This window comes from Flavisericum labens, assembly GCF_045446075.1.
Lineage (GTDB): Bacteria > Bacteroidota > Bacteroidia > Flavobacteriales > Flavobacteriaceae > Flavisericum > Flavisericum labens.
Genome location: NZ_JBJJBQ010000011.1, coordinates 1 through 18,850 on the forward strand (window position 1 = coordinate 1; position 18,850 = coordinate 18,850).

Consider the following 18,850-nt stretch of genomic DNA (forward strand, 5'->3'; position numbering starts at 1 on the left):
CGTTTGATATACCCATCGTTTTCTGGTAATTCCATTACACTAAGGTTTTAGTGTATCGCTATTTCAGGACGGGACAATTTATTAAAACAAAAAAAGCTGCTAATAAGCAGCTTTTTTTTGTTAATCGTTGCTGTTTCTCACAGTTATAGAATCGTCTAGGTAATCTCCCGTCCCATCGTTATTGGAATCTACAATCTTTGCAGTCTTAATGGTTATTACCCCATCATTCTCTACCCGGCCTATTACAAACTCCATTTTTTCATCAAAAACAGGCTCTTCATCGCCTTGGTTAATCGTATAAGTTTCAGTTTTTAGCTCATCTCTAGTAGGGATGCCATCTCCGTCGTCGTCTGTATCAGCATAGTTTGGAAGCCTATCATTATCGGTATCGTCATCGGCAAGCCCTTCCGCAGTAATCAACTCTCCATTTTCATTTACATCTTCTAAATAAGAGGGAATACCGTCTCCATCATGGTCGTTTTGGTCAAAATTAATCAATTCAAATTTAAAAACTAGCGGCGAATAGGAAGGGATTCCGATGTTAGACCCAGAAAAATAAGCCAACCCAGAAGGTAAAATCATTACCCCTAAACCACTGTTAAAATAGTTTATTGTTCCGTCACCATTTTCAGTATAACTTTCAGCTGTATTAAATTCGGGAATTATTCTTGACCACCCTGGTATTAAACCTGTCAAATCCAAGGGGTTATTATCTGGAACAAATTTAGAATCGAATACAGAATCATCCAATACTAGGCTTCCTTCATACAAAATCTGAACTGTATCTGCAAAACTTGGCGATTCATCTCCGCCACCTTTTCTAATTTCCAACTCGTAGTATTCATAGTCAATTTCTGCATAAGTTGTTGTTTTAGCTGCTCCAACGGCTTCTTCCATAGACGTGTAACCATCAGGGACAGTTTCATTTTCTCCAACTTCGACAATAACAATATCCTCAACACCAGAATCTGCATCCGCTATCAATTCGTCTAAATTAATATAGTGACTTTTAAGATACTTACTTATGGAATCCATATCAGCATCCTGTTGCTCTGCCCGGTCTCTAATTTCAATTACAGGAACTTCTACACTATCATCATCCTTTTTGCAGGACACAAATCCCAAAACCGCAAATACAACAAGTACACTAAATTTCTTTACATTCATTTTTTATCAATTTTTTTAAGAATACGTTCAAAAACTCAAATTCATATTTTGCAACCCTTTTCAACAAAAAGAGTCTTTTATATTCCTTATTTTTGAGGCTGCAAGATACAATTTTAATGGCATCTTGCACAAAAACATTAACGTAGTTTTTATCAATAATTGTATGCGTATAGACAAGTATTTATGGTGTATTAGATATTATAAAACAAGGAGTATTGCTACGACAGCATGCAAAAAGGGTCATGTAAAAGTAAATGGTGATGTAGCCAAACCCAGTAGGGAGGTTTACCCTCAAGATTGCATTGAATTGAGGAAAGACCAAATTAACTATCAGTTAAAGGTTAACGATATTCCAGATAGCCGTGTTGGTGCTAAACTGGTTGATATTTACAGAACAGATACTACACCAAAAGAACAATTTGAAACCCGTGAGCTTTTAAAATACTCGAAAGATTATTACCGAAAGAAAGGGACTGGCCGACCAACGAAAAAAGATAGGCGCGACATTGACGATTATACTAACGAAATTGAGTAATTTTATACTTTAATTTATTTTTCAGAAGCACATGGCGGTTAACAACGTAATATTAAACCATACCGAAATCAATAACAAAATAAGACGAATTGCTTTTCAGATATACGAAAGTAACGTTAACGAAAAAGAAGTGATATTGGCCGGAATAGATAAAAATGGTTATATTTTTGCAAAAAAGCTAAAATCAGTACTCAAGAAAATTTCTGATATAGACGTGGTTCTTTGCAAAGTTAGTATGGACAAAAAAAATCCGTGGAAAGCCATTACGACCTCGGTGCCTCCGGAAGATTACACCAACAAATCGCTCGTGCTTGTTGACGACGTTTTAAACTCTGGAACAGCTCTAATTTATGGTGTGAAACATTTTTTAAATGTACCACTGAAACAGTTTAAAACAGCTGTTTTAGTGAACAGAAATCATAAAAAATACCCAATAAAGGCAGATTTTAAAGGTATTTCGTTATCAACCTCGCTACATGAACATGTACAAGTTGTTTTAGAAGGTAAATCTTTTGAAGCCGTTTTAGAATAGTCTTAAAACAATATCTTCCATAACCTCATCTTTTGTTTTACCGTCGATGCTTACATGCAACTCTGCTTCATTATAAAAAGGCAAACGCTCAAACAAATGCTTACCAATAAATTCGGTCATTTCCTCTAAAGATTCTATATGGGAAATTAAAGGGCGTTTGGCTTTCTTTGTCATTAATTTATTTGCCAAAGTCGACAAAGAAGCCTTTAAATAAATACTGGTCACATTATCTGACTGTAGAATAAGCTCCATATTACCACTATAACAAGGTGTTCCTCCTCCAACGGCTAGAATCGTTTTTTCTTTATTCTGAAGCAATCCCTTTAAATACAAAGCTTCTTGCTTACGAAAATAGACCTCCCCTTTTTTCTTGAAAATTTTACTAACCGACATTGATTCCTTTTCTTCAATAAAATCATCAAGGTCAACAAAATCATAATTCAATTTGTCGGCTAATTTTTTTCCTATTGATGACTTTCCAGAAGCCATATATCCAATTAATACAATGGTCATTTTTCTGTTAAATATTGATTATTAAAAACATATATATTTGCAAGGCAAAAAAACGAAAATTTATTCGAAAAAAGGCTTGTTTAATTAAAAATAGGTTTTATATTTGCACCCGCAAACGGCACTGCAATGGTGTTAACGCGATAAAAGACCGGGTAGCTCAGTTGGTAGAGCATCTCCCTTTTAAGGAGAGGGTCCTGGGTTCGAGCCCCAGCCCGGTCACTAGAATCTCTTCAAGATTATTCAAAAAGCCTGAAACCTAATGTTTTCGGGCTTTTTCATTTTATCTACTTTCAATTGATATCAATTATAAGCATTTAATAGGTGCGTTATTCGGTGCGTGTTTTTGTTTTAAAGAAACACGCACCGATTATAGGTTAAAATACTGATTTTTAATATTTTATAATTTGAATTTAAACAAGAAAATTGTAACTTAATAACGTAAATAAACCCAATTATGAATGATAGATTTTCAATTTTATTTTTTCCAAAGGGAGATACTCTAAATAAGGATGGAAAAACTTCTATTTACCTTAGAATAACAGTAAATGGTAAACGATGTGAAATAAGTATAAAACGAAAAATTGACCCTAAAAAATGGAATTCAATTTCTGGAAAACTAAATGGGAATAACGAAGAAGCTTATCAGCTAAATAAATATATAAACTCCATTAGTTCTAAGCTTTATAAAATTCAAGAAAAATTTATTATTGAAGATAAACCTTTTACGGCTTTAATGATTAAAAACAGGTTTCTTAATAAAGATGATACAAGGCAAACTCTTTTGCAAATTTTCGATGAACATAATAATCAAATAGAAAAATTAGTTGGGAACAGTTATTCTTCAGGATGCTATAAACGGTATGTTAGAACGAGTAAACATTTAAAAAGTTACATCCAAAAAGAATATAGTATGGATGACATCTTTGTTCAAGAAGTAGATTTAAAATTCCTTAATGGATTTGAGCATTATTTAAAAGTAAAAGATATTGGTAATCAAAACACAATTACTAAATATTTAACAAATTTAAAGAAGATTATACGAATTGCTTATGCTAATGATTGGATTAGTAAAGACCCTTTTTTTCATTGGAAAGCAAAATGGAAAGCCGTCGAACGTGATTTTTTAAGTCAATCTGATATTCAAAAAATGATTAAAAAGAAACTCACGGTTCCTCGTTTAGATTTAGTTAGAGACATTTTCATTTTCTGTTGCTTTTCGGGTTTAGCATATGTAGATGTAAAAAAACTTTCTAAAAATGATATAGTTATTGGCATTGATGGAGAGCGTTGGATAAAAACAAAGAGGGCTAAAACAGATACTCGAAGTAATATCCCGATTTTACCAACAGCTGATGCTATCTTAAAAAAATATGATGAGCATCCAGATATTATAAATAGTGATAAAGTTTTGCCTGTTTTAAGCAATCAAAAAATGAATGCTTATTTAAAGGAAATAGCTGACTTATGTGGAATCAATAAAAATCTAACCTTTCATTTGGCGCGTCATACATTTGCTACTACGGTTACACTTACCAATGGTGTACCTATTGAGTCAGTAAGTAAAATGCTAGGTCACAAATCTTTAAAAACGACCCAGCATTATGCTAAAATATTAGATAGGAAAGTAAGTGATGATATGAAAATATTGAGGAATAAATTTCAAATTGAGAAAGATGTTAATGATGCCGTCTAGCTTACAATTTTGTTTTTAAAGCTAGACTCCTGCTCCCCTTCAATTCTTGCAATTCAATTTCCAATTTCTCATTATCCACTAATACAAACTTGGGTAGCACATAAACAAATCGAATTGATTTCCCTTCAAGAACAACTTCTGTTAATTTATATTTATCCAATATTTCTATAGAAAGTTTTTGATAAGAAGCCTTGCGCTTCTTATTCCCATTTGTTCTATAAACGTTCAGATAATCGATTTCAAAATCAATTCCAGAATTGTTCTTAATTTCAATCACCAAATACACTTCTTCTTTATGGTGTGTTGTTGAGAGCAGCTTCAATGCTATTCCTTCTTTCCTTTTAACGGCAATTCGTTTATGCTTTGCTTGCATCAAATGACTACAAAACTTCATGTAATAACTATTCTTGGTTTCAGTCAAATTAGTGTTACTAGTTTTAACAAGCGGAGTTTTTAGTATAGGCTTCTCGTTTCCAATACTTTCAGTCTGTTGTATGAAATAGTTCAACTTTGAAATTGAATCCGCATACTTTAAAATATAAGAATACACTTTCCCATCATTAGTTATAATCAGCAAATTGCTTTCAGTTCCTGGAGTCGCTTGAAGCAATCCAAAGTGTTGTTCTTTTTCCCTGTTATAAGTAAATACATAGTGCTCGGAACCTGTTATTCCCTGTCTTATAGGCTTTGGAAAAAACATAGCAACATGCTTTTTATCATTGGCATAAATAGTATCTAATGTTTGTTGAGCAATTAATGCATCAGAAAAAATAAGACAAAAGGTGATTATTAAGATTTTCATAATAAATTGTTTAATGCCGTTAATCGGCTTTTAAAATAAGTTTGTAATTATTAGCAATAGTCACTTTAATGGTTCTATTGTTCCTCTGAAATATTTTTTTGATACCACCAACCTGGGGAACTCCAGCAATGTTCACATCTTGAACGATGTCATCTATGACTTCCTGTGAGGCTTCAGCTCGAAAGCTATTCTCAACATAAATACCTTCACTGCCGTCTTGTAAATCATAGGCCTTTAATTTGACCGGGTAGTGATTAATATGCTCAATCTCAATCATGGCTCTGTTTGGTTGAAAACTAATAAACCCATACACCAGGGAGTTTTTAGGAACAAGAATATTATTAATTAAGGCGTCTTGAACTAAACGCATCTGCAGACGATAATGGGTTTTTACCGTCTGAGTTCCATTTACACAAACATAAATATGGTTATCGGTTTTTAAACCATGTTGCTTTTCTAACTGTAATGGTTTTGAAGCAAAAAAGAGTTGATGATTTAATGCCAATTCTTGGGATTCAATTTGGTTTTCCTTTTCAAGGATTATATCCAATGTTTTTTCTTTGTTATCAGATGGCTTAGACTCAACTATAGATTCTTTCTCATAATAATAATCTCCCTCATCATCAATAGCATTGATAAATCGGATATCGTTATAAATACTATCGACAATGCGCATCTTTTCCTTTTCTAGAAAGTCAGGATCATAAACTCCTGTAGAGTCTAACAAACGTTCATCATAAATACTTGGAGCATTACTTTGTCTGACTTCCTTTAAATCATTAATGGCGTCTAATTTGGAATTATAGGATTTCTGGTAGTCTTCAAGTTCCGGGATTGGTATTTGATTGTTTTCAATTTCTGGTGTTTCATCTCCGCCCATTAGTATTGTTGCATAGAAGCCTATAAAAAGCACGACACATAAAATAACTGATGCAAAAACGATTTTATTCTTTTCTATTTTCATAATTATTATTGTCCGTTAGGGACTTTTTTTAAGGTGTTTTCAAAAAAATTGGTGATTAATAATCCGTGAGTATTATTAGGAAAGTTTCTATCAACATGAATAAGATTACCAGTTGTTATCAATTCATAGCTATCGGTAATGGACCCGCGATTAATTTCAAAACGGGTTTTAGTCTCGAATACATAGGGCTCACTATGTAGATTGACCTTAGATTCTATACTAATGACTTTCTGCACCAAAGAATACTGCAGCAAGCGATTATAAACACCGTCAGCTTTTTTCTGTCGGTATAAGGCATCTACCGAACTATTTCCCAACCACAGTGCTTTTTCTAAATGCTTCTCATAATTACTGGCATCGATATGATAGAAATAGGTGTGAAAGAGTTCTAAGTGCGCTAACGCTTCTACTTCCAGGTTTTCGATTTGTGATACTAGTTTTAATGGAATCACACTACCATCTGTATTGACTACAAAGGCACTACCAATAGTTTCTTTATGCAGCTTGATTACAAATAAGACAGAAGAAATACAGGTCAGCGTAGTACCAATTATCAAGGCCAAAATAATAAAGCGATTTAGCTTCAGTACGTTGTAAATATTTTTATAAGGTGTTTTCATATGGATATTTTCATTGTTTTGTTTCAAGTATCAATTGCCTAATCAGCCTTAGGCTGTGAATAGTTTAAAGACGAAGGAGGTTGCTTTTCGATATAGTTTGAATTTTAATAAGACGATAAACCCTATAGATCCGAATTGAATTAAGGGTGCAAAAAAGTTGCTTCCCCAGTCTGTTCCAAATAGATTACTCCAGAAATTAGTATTGATCTCTGTATAAAGATTATTTACAAAGACATTCACCAGAAAAAAAGCAGGCACCAACATATATACCCCTGCATATAACTTAAAAAAGTTGTATGCCAGTGTTCTAAACTTTTCAAATACAGCCAGACTAATAACAAACGGAAAAAAGGCTTGCATAATCCCCAGCAAGAAGAAACGTTCCGCTAGAAACAGAGGATAAATAAACAAATCCAGCAGCCATAGAAATATACCCATGATAAAGGCCACTATTTTTAGTCCGTATAGTGGTGTTACCAAAGCTTCATAGAGCATAGCCATCGCTTTTTTGGCGGCTTCCAATGCGCCCACATCCTGTTCGATATCAATATCTTGCATCTGTAATGGGAGGAGCGCAGGAGCCGTATCTCGGTATTGACTCTCGATAGCGACCAAAATGGAATCAAATACATCCAATACTTGTGTGGAAAAAATCACCAGAATGACTACTGCAAAATTCTTTGCTAATTCTGATGGGGTCAAGCCCCAGGTATATCCTTCATTATTAGCTACGCCTTCATTGTATTTTTTTAGAATATTGATCAGAAAGAACAGTATAGCCAATGTTTTCATCCCAGTAATGGTGTACTGTGAAAAATCACTGTTTTTAATGGTCTGAAAAACAGTATCCACATATTCTAACCCAATGCCTAAAAAAATACCTGACATTAATAATTGGTTTCTCGGTTATTGATTTTATACTGCATTTCTCTAAATGCTATAATCTCTCTGTAGCGTCTAGTCTTTGCTTCAATTTCTGCCACCATTTCTTTGGACTGGACTTCCATTCTCTTTAAAACTTCAGCGCGTTCTGCATCCGTCATTTTTAGATTATTACTGGAAAGAATTTGATCGATATATTCCAGCCCTTCCAAAGAGTTTTCTATGATATCTGTGAAAGATTCTGAAACCCTATTAACTTCATCTGATTTGATGTAAGGTGAATTTAAAATCTCCCGCAGATCATCCTGAACTATATTAAACAGGCGCTGGTTATTTTTTGCCAATTCTCGGACTGCTTTTAGTTGTTTAATGACACTATTGACTTTCTCAATATTCTCCTTTTGTTGTTTGAGAAATTGAACGGTCTTTAATAGTTGTGAGGTTTGTTTTGCTGATTCTACCAATGATTTCGTGAAACTGATAAAGTTCGTGTTGTCATAAACAGGCATCCCCTGGCCCGTAGCACGGGCAGGCAATAAAATGACTAGAGTCAGTGCTAATACTAGAGTTTTGATTTTGTGCTTCATTTTAATTGTTTTTAAAGGTTAATATTAAATCAGCTTATAGCTGTGAATTCTTTAATGGCTTTCTCCATATCGTTTGTCTTTTCATAAATGGCCATTATGGCCTCGCTTTCTTTTCCGTCGGTTAGATATGCCGCATACACCTCTTTAGGAACTTCCAATCGAAAAATGTTGCTCTCCTTCCCTATCTTGATAAACATTTCGGTATACTTTCTTGCTCCAGTTAAATTGTTCCTGATAGATTTTAATTGATTAAGGTCATGGCTTGATAGGTTCAATCGGTTTTGCAATTCGGTATAACCTTTTTCATTTCTTAGACTATAAACTACTTGCGTGTTTTCCAAAATACTAGCAGATGTAGAATTGTTAGGTAATTGATTGATGGATTGCAGAATGATTCCAATAGCACCATTTTGTTTTCTAATAGCCTGATAGTAAAACTCTACGCTTTCCAATACATTATCAAACTTGAGCTGTTTGGCAAACTCATCAAAAAGAATTATGCCCCGTTCGCTACGGTTACGCCATATAGTGCGCTGAATAGCTGACTTAATCAACTTGAGCATCACAGAAAGGATTTCCTTATTGTCCTTGACTTCATCAAGCTCAAAGACAATCATGCGTTTATCCTCTATTTTATAACTCTGGTCTTCTGTTATATTGAATAAAAAACTATAGAGCCCATCATCCACATATTCGGATAGTATATGGAGAAAGTTATATACACTAAAATCGGCTTCTCTTATACTAAGGGTCTCAATGAGGCTGTCTTTTTTATCATCTACAAATTGATATAAAGATGCTAAGGAATGGTTGTTTCTAATAGAACTGTAGTAATACCGCAGTACTTTCTTAATCGCCACTTCTTCAGCTTTGGTAGTATCTTTTCCTGACGCTAGTAACTCCAACAGAAAAACGCCCAAATCCTCTAAACGCTCAGGTGTTAAATCGTCTTTAGAGGTAATGTAAAAAGGATTAATTCCTAAATTTTTGCCTTGCTCATAACGCAGTATAATATGGTCGTCTGGATAGAGTTTGGCAAATTTAGAATAGGACCCTCCCAAGTCTATAATCACCAAGCGTACTTTCTGCTCAAAATACTGGCGCAGTATATTATTTGCTAAAAAGGATTTCCCCTCACCAGTAGGTGCAAAAATGGCAAAATTTCGGGCTTTGATTCGTTTCTTTTGCTCGTCCCACACATCTTTTAAAACTGGAATATTATGTTGTCTATCATTAAAGATGATACCTGTAGTATCTGATAAGTAATTGGTATTGTTAATGTATAGACATAGGGCATGTTTTAAATCCGTAACGTACAGATCTTCATTGGAAAAGTTGGAAGTAAAACAGCAATAAGAGTTTAAAAAATAGTTTTTACGTTCTTCACCTTTTGGATAATAGGGAACAATGTCCAGTTCCTTGAACTCCGTCTTTATTTTGGAGGCGATGTGACTTAGCTGTTGCGCTTCAGATGACCAGAAAACAATGTTGAGATGCCCACGTATAATTCGCGAACTATCATCTTCATTAATTTTAGCAATAATGGCTTCAATTTTCTTTTGAATGACCTTGTTTTGTGTTCCAAAGTTTGAGCTCTTGTTAAATTCTTCAATTTTCTTTTCTAATAGTTTTCGCCATTTGTGTTTGTCATCTAAATAAATGATTTGATTGATAATATGATTTTCATTCAGGTTTAGTCCAAGTCCATCAATAAACCCCTGATGAAACACAAAATCATCTGAAGTAAATTTATCATTGGTCTTACTGCTCTGTACCACATCACCAAAACAGAGTTCACTATTCACTGCTAGGACATCGAAATGATTTTCACCAATTTCAATGGCGGCTTTCTTCAATCGAATATCAGTATCAAAACCTTTATTAAATCCGTTAAAATAGGCATTAGTTAAATCAAGGATTTCGTTCTGATTCAATGGTCTTAAAGACACCTTACGGCTATTATTTACAAAAGAAACTGCATCGCTTACCGAAGCTATAAATTCCTTTATACTATCATCCAATTGTTTATATACGCCTTTTTCTACCTTCCGAAAAGGGTTGGTGAATTTGGAAGCATTTAGTGCTTTGCTATGTGGAAGGGTAAAATACAAATAGCTTTGATGTTGTATATATTCCCGACCTTTAAAGTAATTGTGAGTAGCCTTTTGCAAAAAAGTTTTGTTCGGTAACTTATCTGCCGTATAGCATTCTTTTTGATAGATGTCCTGTTTATGGATAACGGTACTTGTTGGCAAGGATTTAAAGGCCTGAAACCAGGAACCATGTATATCTTCAAAGTCCTTTTCTGATAAGCTGTAGATTTCTGGTAAGTCAACTTTATAGCATAAAACCACATTACCATTACTGGCGAAAACCACATGATTCTTGATATCCAAAATGGGATGATAATCTGATAAATTAATAGTTTTCATAGAATAAGTGACTTTGTTTTTTATTACTGATGGTTTGCGGGAATACTTTCTTAAAATGAAGTAAAGTTGTATTTCTAGAAAGGTGTGTTAATGCCACATATAAAGTTCCATTAAAAACAACTGCTGAAATAATGACCACAAGACTGAACGAAAAGATGATAAACAGCAGGGAACCTATAACAGCGACCATCATAAGAGCGAACAGTGATATGGGCAATCCCATAATCACCGCTCGCTTTCTAATATTCTTATAGACTTCGTACTTCTTCATCAGACAACAATGCCAATTAAATATGTAAAGATGCCTACTACGGCTCCAGCTATGAGTACGAATACTAAAACTCTTGTGATTCCTTTTTTCAGGTCTGCGTTTTCACCAAAAAAATGGCCAGCGTTAAATAGGAAGCCTATTAAAAAAATGACTCCTAAAATGATTGGGAAGATGGATCGAATGGTATCGGATACATCGTTAACGGAATCCTCAATGCCTCCAATTTGTGCAAAGAGAGCCTTTGAAATAAGTAGTAAAAAAACGGTTAGATAAAGTGATTTTCTCATATCGAAATAGATTTAAAATTGGTCTAATAATGATATGTGAAAAGTACACGATATTTTAATTCAAAATACTGATAATCAGTATTTTGTTAATAACATATTATTTGGTTTTGGTTGTTTTTATTTGAAGGGAATTGATGTTAAATTTTATGGGAATCAAAAAGTGGGATGTTGATAACTCTAAAACTTGCAAATCACTTGATTCCAAAAACGCCGGTTTTTTTGTTTTACTTCTTAAAAATCTGATAAAATCAATGCTGGAAATCAGTTGATTTAGCTTCTTTATCACCTTTGAATGTTAGTGCTTCTCTTGCATTAATAAGTAAACCAGCCGCTAAAACATCTCCACCAACATTCTGTAATTTTCTTGACTCCTGAGTATAAAGTTGTTTCATTCTTTTATAGGCTTCAAAAGCAGTTATATCTTCTGTAAGGAATGATGTTAAACCAATAGTATCACACTTCAAAGAAATATCTCCATATTCATTTTTAAATGCATAAATTTTATCTTCATAACCTATAAATACTCGGCAAGAATTTTTAATTAAATCATCCCCTAAATATAGTCCACTCGAACAACTATTAGTATAGAAAAATGCGTCTGAAAATGTAGTATTGTCATCCCCTACACTAATAAATGGTAACCCGGAAGCAGTTACGCCATATTCATTTCCATGAGTAAACGTTGCCCAAATAAAGGGTATTTCTTTCAATGCATCCAAAGATAAATCGATGTAGGCTCTATTGCATCTAATTGCAGGTAATTCAGTAATAGTTATTCTAGTTTCGTTTTCCTCTACTGAATTTATAACTTCGATTGAGTCGTTTTTACATAATGTAAAGTACACTCCCAAATCTGCATCAGAGTCATCAAATGCAAATACTAATTCAATCATCTAGTTGTCTTTGTTGGGTAGTAAGTAAATCTATAGCTAACAACAAAATACTCTTCTTCATTTGTCTCCCCAAATCAGTTTCTAACCTAATTTCAACCATTAAATCGGCTAATGTATATATTTTTCCAGATTTAGTGGTTAAATAAGGCTTCTCCAGTTCATCCTTCTCTCTTTTTGATATCCACTCTTCCAAAATACAATCAACTCGAGATTCGAGTTGATGAGCAGCTTTAGCAACTAAATTTATAACTGTTTCGGTAGACTCAGTATTTTGAACAAAAGCCAAAGCATCATTATTTATAAAGTCGATTAGGTCCTCTCTACTAATTTCCGAAAGTAACTTTGCCGTCCAAATTATAACATAAACAAGAGACGTTTTCTCCCTTATTTTTTTAAAAACGACTGGAGCATCTGGATGACCCGTTCCTAAATCAAAATCTAACAAAACTATTAACTTAGAAGTAAGGTTCTGTTCTATATACTCAATTCCCTTTTCAGAAATAGGTTCTAAAACTACATTTTCCTCTCCATAAATTTCTTTAAGAGTAATTACAATAGGATCTATTGGTGATAAGTCATCGTGAATGATTAATACTTTAAGGTTTTCCATCATCATCTTTTTTGAATGGGAATGTCATTTTAAATGTTACCCCCTGGTTACCAAACTCACTACCTACCACTTCTATTGATCCGTTTAATGACTCTATTCTAGTCTTAACTATATAAAGACCAATTCCCGCACCGCCTAAATCAGCAGTAGTTGTGTAATATATATCGAAAATTCTTTCTTCGTCTCCTTCCTCTAAACCTTCTCCATTATCAGAATAGTACAAAACGAATTCATCATCATCTACAAAACCAGAACATTTAATTTGTTTTTGGGTTTCATTCCTTAATGCTTTTATTGAATTAGAAATTAAATTTTCGAAAATATCTTCAAAGAATTTTTTATTTGTCGGTATACTAAAGTCGTCGCTTATTTCAATAGTCACTTTTATTTTTTCAGCTTCGAAAACAGGAATATAAGAAATATTAAAAAGATTAGTTATTAAATCTTTTACACTTACTTCTGTAACATCTATTGTAGAACCAGCGTAACTCAACATAAAATCAATCACCTTATTTAGGTTGTTCATTTCTTTGTGAATCATGGATGCGTATTCAATAAAAACTTCTTCCATACTTGGATTAGGAAATCTTTCCTTGAAAAACTCCGCCATTCTCATTACTTTACCTAATGAGGTCCTTATAGCATGAGAAATATGTATAGCGTAATCTTGAAGGGACATTAAACTGAGATAAATATTTTCTTTTCGAACAAACTCATCTCTCTCCTTTTCTTGTTGTATAATCCCAAGCCTTATTGACTTGTCAATATTTTTAGCCAAGGTTTTTATTGGTACTAAAGTTTCTTTAAGCTTAGGGTTTTCCTGAGCTATCAAATCGATCGCATTTGAAAACTCTTTAACATCCATATTTGCTCTTACCAACTCAACGTCTATTTTTTCTTTAAAAGTTTCTCTTTCAGAAATTTTAAGTTCTCCAAGGACTTTTAGTTGATCCAAAACATATTCCTTTAGATCTCTATATTCTTGATTATCTACAAAATCTTGTCGGTTAGTTGCATCAATTATTTTTGGATTCAACTGTTTTGAAATATCCAAGATTCCAATTATTTCTCTAGAACCTACCTTGTCCCAAGCTCCAGACCACAATCTTTTGTCAATTCCCAATACATCTCTTTTCTTATCTCTTTTTTGTTCAAACTCTGCAAATGGTGTAGTTATAATACCATCTCTGTAGATTTTAATGCCATCTATTCGATAATCATCATTTTTATAAACCCTATTATATTTCATTTTAGCCTTTTCATTGAAATAGAATAACTTCAATGAAATTGGCCCAAAAGAAGCAATCGGAATACTTTTTTTTCTTACCGAGTTTGTTGTCTTATCGAAATAAAGCGTTTCTTGTTTTTCTGAATTAATGGTGTAATTAATACTAAATTCACTACTAGCGTATTTAACACTCTCTGCAACTACATGTTTATTTTTATATTCTTCAAATTCATTCGATTCAATAAATATGTTAAATGGAGGCTTTAGAGGATGAAAAGGTGATACAATTTTTTCCAATTCTCTTTCTAATCTCCTCAAATCCTTTTCCGACCAATTATCATCTATCGATGAAATCATAAGTGAAGTGCCTTTTTCCTCGGCTAATGCTGGAACAAAAGTGTAACCATTTTCAACTTCAGTAAATAAAGTTAGCTGCGGTTCATCTGAGAGTTTTTGATATTCCTCCCAATCAATATTCACAACTAAACGCTCAGTACTCCCTTCTAAAGTGGTAGATATTTTTACTTTATCACCTAACTTATCAACAGCAAACCTGCCTATACCTTTCTCTCCCACATATCTCCGATTAAAAGGTTCTTCCGAAAAAAGTTTTAAACGTTTGCTTGCAGTACCAACTACCATCCATTTATCTCTGATATCTTCAAAAGACATTCCATGACCATTATCTGAAATTATAATCTTAGCGTTTGTTTTGTCATTCAGATTTACATTTTCAAATCTTACTACTACCTTAGTAGCGTTTGCATCATAACAATTTTTAACCAACTCATATATAGCCGTAATTCGGTCAGTAATTAATTCTCTTCCTAGTAACCTAAATGTATTGACATCAAATCGCCATTTTAATGATTGATTTTTATTCATCGGTATAAAGTTCTATATGCTTTTCTACACTTTCGGCAATCGCTTGCCCCAACCTAACGGGTACTGCATTACCTATTTGCTTTGCTATTCTACCAGCTGAAAAAATCCTTTCGGGATCAATAAAGTCATATTTTTTAGGAAAGGATTGTAAGATTGCAGCTTCTCTCAACGAAATTGCTCTATCTTGTTCTGGATGTCCAAATCTTCCGTTGTTATAACCAATGCAATAAGTCGTCATAGTCGGAGCAACATCATTCCAGCTCATTCTACCATAAGCACTACCATAGGCTTTACCTCCATCTTTTTTATGGCAGTCAGCCACTAGTTCTTCACTCCAATCCTTCCATCCACCACCTTCTGGGGTCGCCTTGATTCTACGCAGACTTAATTCATTCAATTTTCTAGAACGGTGTAAAAGGTCTTTTTTATGAACCTCACCAGATTCTATCTTAGGTAGTTTTCCAATGGCTTTTTTTACTGTATTAACTTTATTATTATGAGTGTACGGAATCATTTCAATGGGGCCATTTAATGAAGCTAAAAGCACTAATCTTTTACGTCTTTGTGGAACCCCATAAAATTGAGAGTCGTAAACATCTGTCGAAACAAAATATCCGAGATTACTAAGCGTTTGAACAAAATCATTTAGAACCTTTCCCTTTTTAAATGATTTAAGTAACGGAACATTCTCCATCGACACAATCTCAGGTCTTGTAGCATCAATCAAATCCGCAAATGAGTATAATAATTTCCACCTTTCAGAATTGATATCAGTTACTAAACCATTACTTTTTTGATTAAATATGGAAAATGGCTGACAAGGAGCACAACCAATCAAAATTTTTCTTGAACCTTCTCTAAATAAGGAATTCAAATAATCAGCAGTTAGTTCACCTACACTTTTTCCAATGAATTTGGATTTATTATTTTTTTCATAAGCATATCTGCAATCCTCGTCGACATCTACACCTGCTGTGACGTCAAATTTCTTATCAAGAAATCCCCTAGTTAAACCTCCAATACCACAGAAAAGGTCTACAACCGAATATTCTTCTTTTTTGCTCATTAACTATTCTTCGTAATTAAAAGTTTATCAATTTCCACTTCTAAAACTTCAGCAATGGATATTAATGTTTCTACTGATGGCTGTCTAGAATTAGTACACCAGTTTGAAACCGTTGTTTCGCTCTTTTTCAATTTTTCTGCTAACCATTTGTTAGACTTTCCTTTCTCTACTAAAACAAGCTTCAATCGGTTAAATTTCTTCTTTTCCATAAGGAATACATTAGCTTATAAGCAAATATATTTAAGTTTTAGCATATTTTTTAACGTAATTGTGATTTATTTCCTTTTGTCTTTACTATTTCCATCAAAAGCCACCAAATTAAACAGCTCCCGCATCCGAGACCTTACCCGGTTCCCATATTTATTTTCCAATTCTTTGGCATTAAGGTTAGTTGTTCCATGTGTTTTGATATGATGTTTTAAAAATAAATCATGACGTGACAATAGAATTTCACCCATCACATTACAATCTTTTCCATAATGCCTTCCAATGGGTTCTATACCCAAATCATCAAAACAGAAATATTGACCATTACCGTAATCTTCAATGGTTTTAAAACCTATATGGTTAAATCCAAAGACTACATTGCGGCTCGGTATCATTTTATAAGGCTTTTGATAGGGTACGATATGCCTGAGTAGTTTCATCAAGCTGGTTTTTCCACAACCTACCGGACCACTGAGTAAGATGCCTTTGTTAATATCTATATCCAGCTTTTTACAATTGGCTTCATCACGAATAAAGTAATTACATAGTTTGAAAAGAATGTCACGATCTTCATCATAAAGTTTAAAGGTTTCTCCAAATAGTAGCTTGCCTTTGGCATTGAGATAGATAAGAATTTTATCAAAGTCATAAAGAATCTTGTTCCTTTGGATGCTCCCCAAAATATACTTAGTATTCCCTTCCATGATGATATGTGGTGTTGGATATTTCATAAGGGCTCGTTATAATCTTTGTCTCTTGCTGTTTTTAAGTTGTCCTGATATGGGATAGTTGATTCCTGTTTGTTTTTTGAATCGGAATTTGAAAAATTAAAATTTTGCTGTTTGTTTAAGTTTTTATTGTTTTCTATAGTTTGTATATGTTTGTTTATAGGTACCAGTGCTTGTCCACTGCTTGTCTCGATATTGGTACGACTTAGGTACAGAGCTTGTCCAGTACTTGTCCCAAAATCGAACATCTTAATTCTACTTCCCCTAAACGGATTGTGTGATGGAGTATAAGTAATATAACTCCAATGACTTAATTCTTTTATACAACGGTGATAGGTGCTTTTAGAACCTATCTTGGAATATGACATCACTTCCTCTCGATTAATATAAAACTCGTCCTTAAAAAAATTGCTATTCCAAAATTGAAACAAGGCTATGTATAGGCTAATATGTGTTGGATTCAATCTGCTATCCTTAGAGAATTGTAGAAACACTGCATTTAGATGCTTAATATAGTTTATAGCTTCCAAAATAGTCTTAGAACTTATTATGGATTCTGTTATCTTCTAATACCTGCATAATTTCTTGATAATCGTAATAAAGCACACCTCCAACTTTGGTATATGGTAAGGTGCCATTGATTCTAAGGTTTTGCAATGTTCCTGGTGAGATACCTAGTAAATCTCTCACCTCTGGAGATTTTAGCCATTTTTTAGTGACATGACCTGATTGATTGTCAAGTAATTGTTTAATATCATCGAGTAATTCCATTTTAAATTCTCGGAGATCTTCGGTAGTAATAATTGTTGCTGCCATACTTTAAATGTTGTTTTAAAACAAAGCCGCCAATGATTATATGTTTTTTATGACGACTTTGCCCTGATTTGACTTTCGTTTGACAAAATTGAATCGTATTGTTGAGTTTTTATCAGAGCCTGAACCGAGTTCGGTTTTATTTTAATATCTTTTATTTGGTAGTTTTTAAACCGTTTTGAGATATGATAATGAATGAATCGAACATCAAAATGATTCAAAATAAATTTGAAACATAAAAACCGAGTGACGACCGAGTTCGGTGATAAAACTCATGAATCTAAACCGTCTTCATCTTCCATTTTACGGAGCAGTTTTTGACCAGTTTCTTCAAAAAATTTGATTCTTGAACTTTTCCGATATTTTATTTCGTTGTAGGTTCTAGAAGGGTTACCTTTCTCAATACCTAAAAAGTCACCTAGTATTTCGACAATCTTGCTTGTTTCAGTATTACCATTGTTAAAATATCCCATGGCTTGACATCCATATATAAATTCTATAAACCCCGCATAAGTGCCTGTCCAAATTAATTTGTTTTCAATAAAATCAGTTATTCTATTTTCGATTTTAAATCTTCTTTTATTTATATAATTTATAAATAATTCAAATGCACGAACTCTGGCTAGTAAAATATCATGAGATGTATTAAAGTTAGGGTCTTTGTAATAGGGGTATGTTTTAATGGGTTGAATTTTATTTATATACTTACGAGTGTAATAGTATTTATCTAGAAGTGTGTGCTTTAATTCTATATAGCTCAAAAACTCTTTATGCTTTTTAAAGAATAGATTTACTTCTTCCTGCAGCTTTTCTAAAAATTGTATTTGAAAAATATCGCCTGCTTTTGGAATACCTAACTCGCAAGAACGGAGCTCTGTGTAATAGATTAAATATTGCATAGGAATAACCTTTACAGATTTGAAAAAGTGAATCTCCTTATCTATATTTTGAAAGCCATGTTTTTCGACGGCTTTTTGGAATTTCGCTAAGGAGAGAGTACAGAGAGCAATAACTAGGTTTGCTTCTTCCAGAGGGGATGAAATTCTAAGATGTATGTCTTTTAATTCTTCATTAAAAGTTTTTAATATTTTTTCATATAACATACCAGAGTTTTAGGGGTATAACCTTGGTTAGC

22 protein-coding genes and 1 tRNA gene are annotated in these 18,850 nt (G+C 33.3%); 4 read left to right on the top strand and 19 right to left on the bottom strand.

All coding sequences use genetic code 11. The features are described from left to right. Positions 1-120: 120 nt before the first annotated feature. Positions 121-1,167, bottom strand: coding sequence for an FKBP-type peptidyl-prolyl cis-trans isomerase (locus ACIEHO_RS14480; protein WP_406972987.1), 1,047 nt, complete (start codon positions 1,165-1,167; stop codon positions 121-123). A 163-nt stretch (positions 1,168-1,330) separates the two neighbouring features. Between ACIEHO_RS14480 and ACIEHO_RS14485 the strand changes: the two genes are divergently transcribed. Beyond that, positions 1,331-1,702 carry an RNA-binding S4 domain-containing protein gene (locus ACIEHO_RS14485; protein ID WP_406972989.1) on the top strand — a complete coding sequence of 124 codons (372 nt, stop codon included), beginning with the start codon at positions 1,331-1,333 and terminating at the stop codon, positions 1,700-1,702. 31 nt (positions 1,703-1,733) lie between these two features. Then, on the top strand, positions 1,734-2,234 hold the full coding sequence (locus ACIEHO_RS14490) for a phosphoribosyltransferase family protein (protein ID WP_406972991.1): 501 nt from the start codon (positions 1,734-1,736) through the stop codon (positions 2,232-2,234). Here the strand turns inward: ACIEHO_RS14490 and ACIEHO_RS14495 are convergent. Continuing rightward, positions 2,226-2,747, bottom strand: coding sequence for a shikimate kinase (locus ACIEHO_RS14495; protein WP_406972993.1), 522 nt, complete (start codon positions 2,745-2,747; stop codon positions 2,226-2,228). The two genes, ACIEHO_RS14490 and ACIEHO_RS14495, sit on opposite strands and share 9 nt — an antisense overlap. A 146-nt stretch (positions 2,748-2,893) precedes the next feature. Between ACIEHO_RS14495 and ACIEHO_RS14500 the strand changes: the two genes are divergently transcribed. Then, a tRNA-Lys gene (locus ACIEHO_RS14500) sits at positions 2,894-2,966 on the top strand. 235 nt (positions 2,967-3,201) lie between these two features. Next, entirely contained in the window at positions 3,202-4,440 is a 1,239-nt protein-coding gene (locus ACIEHO_RS14505; protein ID WP_406972995.1) for a site-specific integrase, read from the top strand. Position 4,441: 1 nt separating this feature from the next. Here the strand turns inward: ACIEHO_RS14505 and ACIEHO_RS14510 are convergent, their stop codons facing one another. From ACIEHO_RS14510 to ACIEHO_RS14590, 17 genes are all read right to left on the bottom strand, one after another. Next, on the bottom strand, positions 4,442-5,242 hold the full coding sequence (locus ACIEHO_RS14510) for a DUF4138 domain-containing protein (protein WP_406972997.1): 801 nt from the start codon (positions 5,240-5,242) through the stop codon (positions 4,442-4,444). 19 nt (positions 5,243-5,261) lie between these two features. Continuing rightward, the gene (gene traM, locus ACIEHO_RS14515; RefSeq protein WP_406972999.1) at positions 5,262-6,206 is read right to left on the bottom strand and encodes a conjugative transposon protein TraM; all 945 of its coding nucleotides are present in this window, start codon (positions 6,204-6,206) and stop codon (positions 5,262-5,264) included. A 5-nt stretch (positions 6,207-6,211) separates the two neighbouring features. Beyond that, entirely contained in the window at positions 6,212-6,826 is a 615-nt protein-coding gene (locus ACIEHO_RS14520) for a conjugal transfer protein TraK (RefSeq protein ID WP_406973001.1), read from the bottom strand. A gap of 48 nt (positions 6,827-6,874) precedes the next feature. Beyond that, entirely contained in the window at positions 6,875-7,714 is an 840-nt protein-coding gene (locus ACIEHO_RS14525) for a hypothetical protein (RefSeq protein ID WP_406973003.1), read from the bottom strand. Beyond that, complete coding sequence (locus ACIEHO_RS14530; RefSeq protein ID WP_406973005.1) at positions 7,714-8,295, bottom strand: conjugal transfer protein; 582 nt, start codon at positions 8,293-8,295, stop codon at positions 7,714-7,716. The genes ACIEHO_RS14525 and ACIEHO_RS14530 overlap by 1 nt, the downstream gene beginning before the upstream one ends. A 29-nt stretch (positions 8,296-8,324) precedes the next feature. After that, entirely contained in the window at positions 8,325-10,727 is a 2,403-nt protein-coding gene (locus tag ACIEHO_RS14535; protein ID WP_406973007.1) for a TraG family conjugative transposon ATPase, read from the bottom strand. Beyond that, positions 10,714-10,998 (bottom strand): hypothetical protein, encoded by a 285-nt coding sequence (locus ACIEHO_RS14540; RefSeq protein WP_406973009.1) that lies wholly within the window; start codon positions 10,996-10,998, stop codon positions 10,714-10,716. Before ACIEHO_RS14540 ends, ACIEHO_RS14535 begins: the two co-directional genes overlap by 14 nt. Continuing rightward, positions 10,998-11,285: a hypothetical protein gene (locus ACIEHO_RS14545; protein WP_406973011.1), complete on the bottom strand. Its 288-nt coding sequence runs from the start codon at positions 11,283-11,285 to the stop codon at positions 10,998-11,000. The genes ACIEHO_RS14540 and ACIEHO_RS14545 overlap by 1 nt, the downstream gene beginning before the upstream one ends. A gap of 248 nt (positions 11,286-11,533) precedes the next feature. Next, positions 11,534-12,178, bottom strand: a complete 645-nt coding sequence (locus tag ACIEHO_RS14550; RefSeq protein ID WP_406973013.1) for a hypothetical protein — start codon at positions 12,176-12,178, stop codon at positions 11,534-11,536. After that, positions 12,171-12,788, bottom strand: a complete 618-nt coding sequence (locus ACIEHO_RS14555; protein ID WP_406973015.1) for a hypothetical protein — start codon at positions 12,786-12,788, stop codon at positions 12,171-12,173. Before ACIEHO_RS14555 ends, ACIEHO_RS14550 begins: the two co-directional genes overlap by 8 nt. Continuing rightward, on the bottom strand, positions 12,775-14,901 hold the full coding sequence (locus tag ACIEHO_RS14560; RefSeq protein WP_406973017.1) for an ATP-binding protein: 2,127 nt from the start codon (positions 14,899-14,901) through the stop codon (positions 12,775-12,777). The genes ACIEHO_RS14555 and ACIEHO_RS14560 overlap by 14 nt, the downstream gene beginning before the upstream one ends. Beyond that, positions 14,894-15,967: a DNA cytosine methyltransferase gene (locus ACIEHO_RS14565; protein WP_406973019.1), complete on the bottom strand. Its 1,074-nt coding sequence runs from the start codon at positions 15,965-15,967 to the stop codon at positions 14,894-14,896. Before ACIEHO_RS14565 ends, ACIEHO_RS14560 begins: the two co-directional genes overlap by 8 nt. Next, entirely contained in the window at positions 15,967-16,176 is a 210-nt protein-coding gene (locus ACIEHO_RS14570) for a helix-turn-helix transcriptional regulator (RefSeq protein ID WP_406973021.1), read from the bottom strand. Before ACIEHO_RS14570 ends, ACIEHO_RS14565 begins: the two co-directional genes overlap by 1 nt. Before the next feature lie 66 nt (positions 16,177-16,242). Continuing rightward, positions 16,243-16,905, bottom strand: a complete 663-nt coding sequence (locus ACIEHO_RS14575) for an ATPase (RefSeq protein ID WP_406973023.1) — start codon at positions 16,903-16,905, stop codon at positions 16,243-16,245. After that, a complete protein-coding gene (locus tag ACIEHO_RS14580) occupies positions 16,902-17,432 on the bottom strand; it encodes a hypothetical protein (RefSeq protein ID WP_406973025.1) in 531 nt (176 codons plus the stop codon). Before ACIEHO_RS14580 ends, ACIEHO_RS14575 begins: the two co-directional genes overlap by 4 nt. 7 nt (positions 17,433-17,439) lie before the next feature. Beyond that, complete coding sequence (locus ACIEHO_RS14585) at positions 17,440-17,718, bottom strand: helix-turn-helix domain-containing protein (RefSeq protein WP_406973027.1); 279 nt, start codon at positions 17,716-17,718, stop codon at positions 17,440-17,442. A 269-nt stretch (positions 17,719-17,987) separates the two neighbouring features. Then, positions 17,988-18,818: an RteC domain-containing protein gene (locus ACIEHO_RS14590; protein ID WP_406973029.1), complete on the bottom strand. Its 831-nt coding sequence runs from the start codon at positions 18,816-18,818 to the stop codon at positions 17,988-17,990. Positions 18,819-18,850 lie beyond the last annotated feature (32 nt).

Excerpts from the sequence above, each read along its gene's own strand:
- ACIEHO_RS14480 (WP_406972987.1), bottom strand. The coding sequence starts at position 1,167 with ATGAATGTAAAGAAATTTAGTGTACTTGTTGTATTTGCGGTTTTGGGA.
- ACIEHO_RS14485 (WP_406972989.1), top strand. The coding sequence starts at position 1,331 with ATGCGTATAGACAAGTATTTATGGTGTATTAGATATTATAAAACAAGG.
- ACIEHO_RS14490 (WP_406972991.1), top strand. The coding sequence starts at position 1,734 with ATGGCGGTTAACAACGTAATATTAAACCATACCGAAATCAATAACAAA.
- ACIEHO_RS14495 (WP_406972993.1), bottom strand. The coding sequence starts at position 2,747 with ATGACCATTGTATTAATTGGATATATGGCTTCTGGAAAGTCATCAATA.
- ACIEHO_RS14505 (WP_406972995.1), top strand. The coding sequence starts at position 3,202 with ATGAATGATAGATTTTCAATTTTATTTTTTCCAAAGGGAGATACTCTA.
- ACIEHO_RS14510 (WP_406972997.1), bottom strand. The coding sequence starts at position 5,242 with ATGAAAATCTTAATAATCACCTTTTGTCTTATTTTTTCTGATGCATTA.
- traM (WP_406972999.1), bottom strand. The coding sequence starts at position 6,206 with ATGAAAATAGAAAAGAATAAAATCGTTTTTGCATCAGTTATTTTATGT.
- ACIEHO_RS14520 (WP_406973001.1), bottom strand. The coding sequence starts at position 6,826 with ATGAAAACACCTTATAAAAATATTTACAACGTACTGAAGCTAAATCGC.
- ACIEHO_RS14525 (WP_406973003.1), bottom strand. The coding sequence starts at position 7,714 with ATGTCAGGTATTTTTTTAGGCATTGGGTTAGAATATGTGGATACTGTT.
- ACIEHO_RS14530 (WP_406973005.1), bottom strand. The coding sequence starts at position 8,295 with ATGAAGCACAAAATCAAAACTCTAGTATTAGCACTGACTCTAGTCATT.
- ACIEHO_RS14535 (WP_406973007.1), bottom strand. The coding sequence starts at position 10,727 with ATGAAAACTATTAATTTATCAGATTATCATCCCATTTTGGATATCAAG.
- ACIEHO_RS14540 (WP_406973009.1), bottom strand. The coding sequence starts at position 10,998 with ATGAAGAAGTACGAAGTCTATAAGAATATTAGAAAGCGAGCGGTGATT.
- ACIEHO_RS14545 (WP_406973011.1), bottom strand. The coding sequence starts at position 11,285 with ATGAGAAAATCACTTTATCTAACCGTTTTTTTACTACTTATTTCAAAG.
- ACIEHO_RS14550 (WP_406973013.1), bottom strand. The coding sequence starts at position 12,178 with ATGATTGAATTAGTATTTGCATTTGATGACTCTGATGCAGATTTGGGA.
- ACIEHO_RS14555 (WP_406973015.1), bottom strand. The coding sequence starts at position 12,788 with ATGGAAAACCTTAAAGTATTAATCATTCACGATGACTTATCACCAATA.
- ACIEHO_RS14560 (WP_406973017.1), bottom strand. The coding sequence starts at position 14,901 with ATGAATAAAAATCAATCATTAAAATGGCGATTTGATGTCAATACATTT.
- ACIEHO_RS14565 (WP_406973019.1), bottom strand. The coding sequence starts at position 15,967 with ATGAGCAAAAAAGAAGAATATTCGGTTGTAGACCTTTTCTGTGGTATT.
- ACIEHO_RS14570 (WP_406973021.1), bottom strand. The coding sequence starts at position 16,176 with ATGGAAAAGAAGAAATTTAACCGATTGAAGCTTGTTTTAGTAGAGAAA.
- ACIEHO_RS14575 (WP_406973023.1), bottom strand. The coding sequence starts at position 16,905 with ATGAAATATCCAACACCACATATCATCATGGAAGGGAATACTAAGTAT.
- ACIEHO_RS14585 (WP_406973027.1), bottom strand. The coding sequence starts at position 17,718 with ATGGCAGCAACAATTATTACTACCGAAGATCTCCGAGAATTTAAAATG.
- ACIEHO_RS14590 (WP_406973029.1), bottom strand. The coding sequence starts at position 18,818 with ATGTTATATGAAAAAATATTAAAAACTTTTAATGAAGAATTAAAAGAC.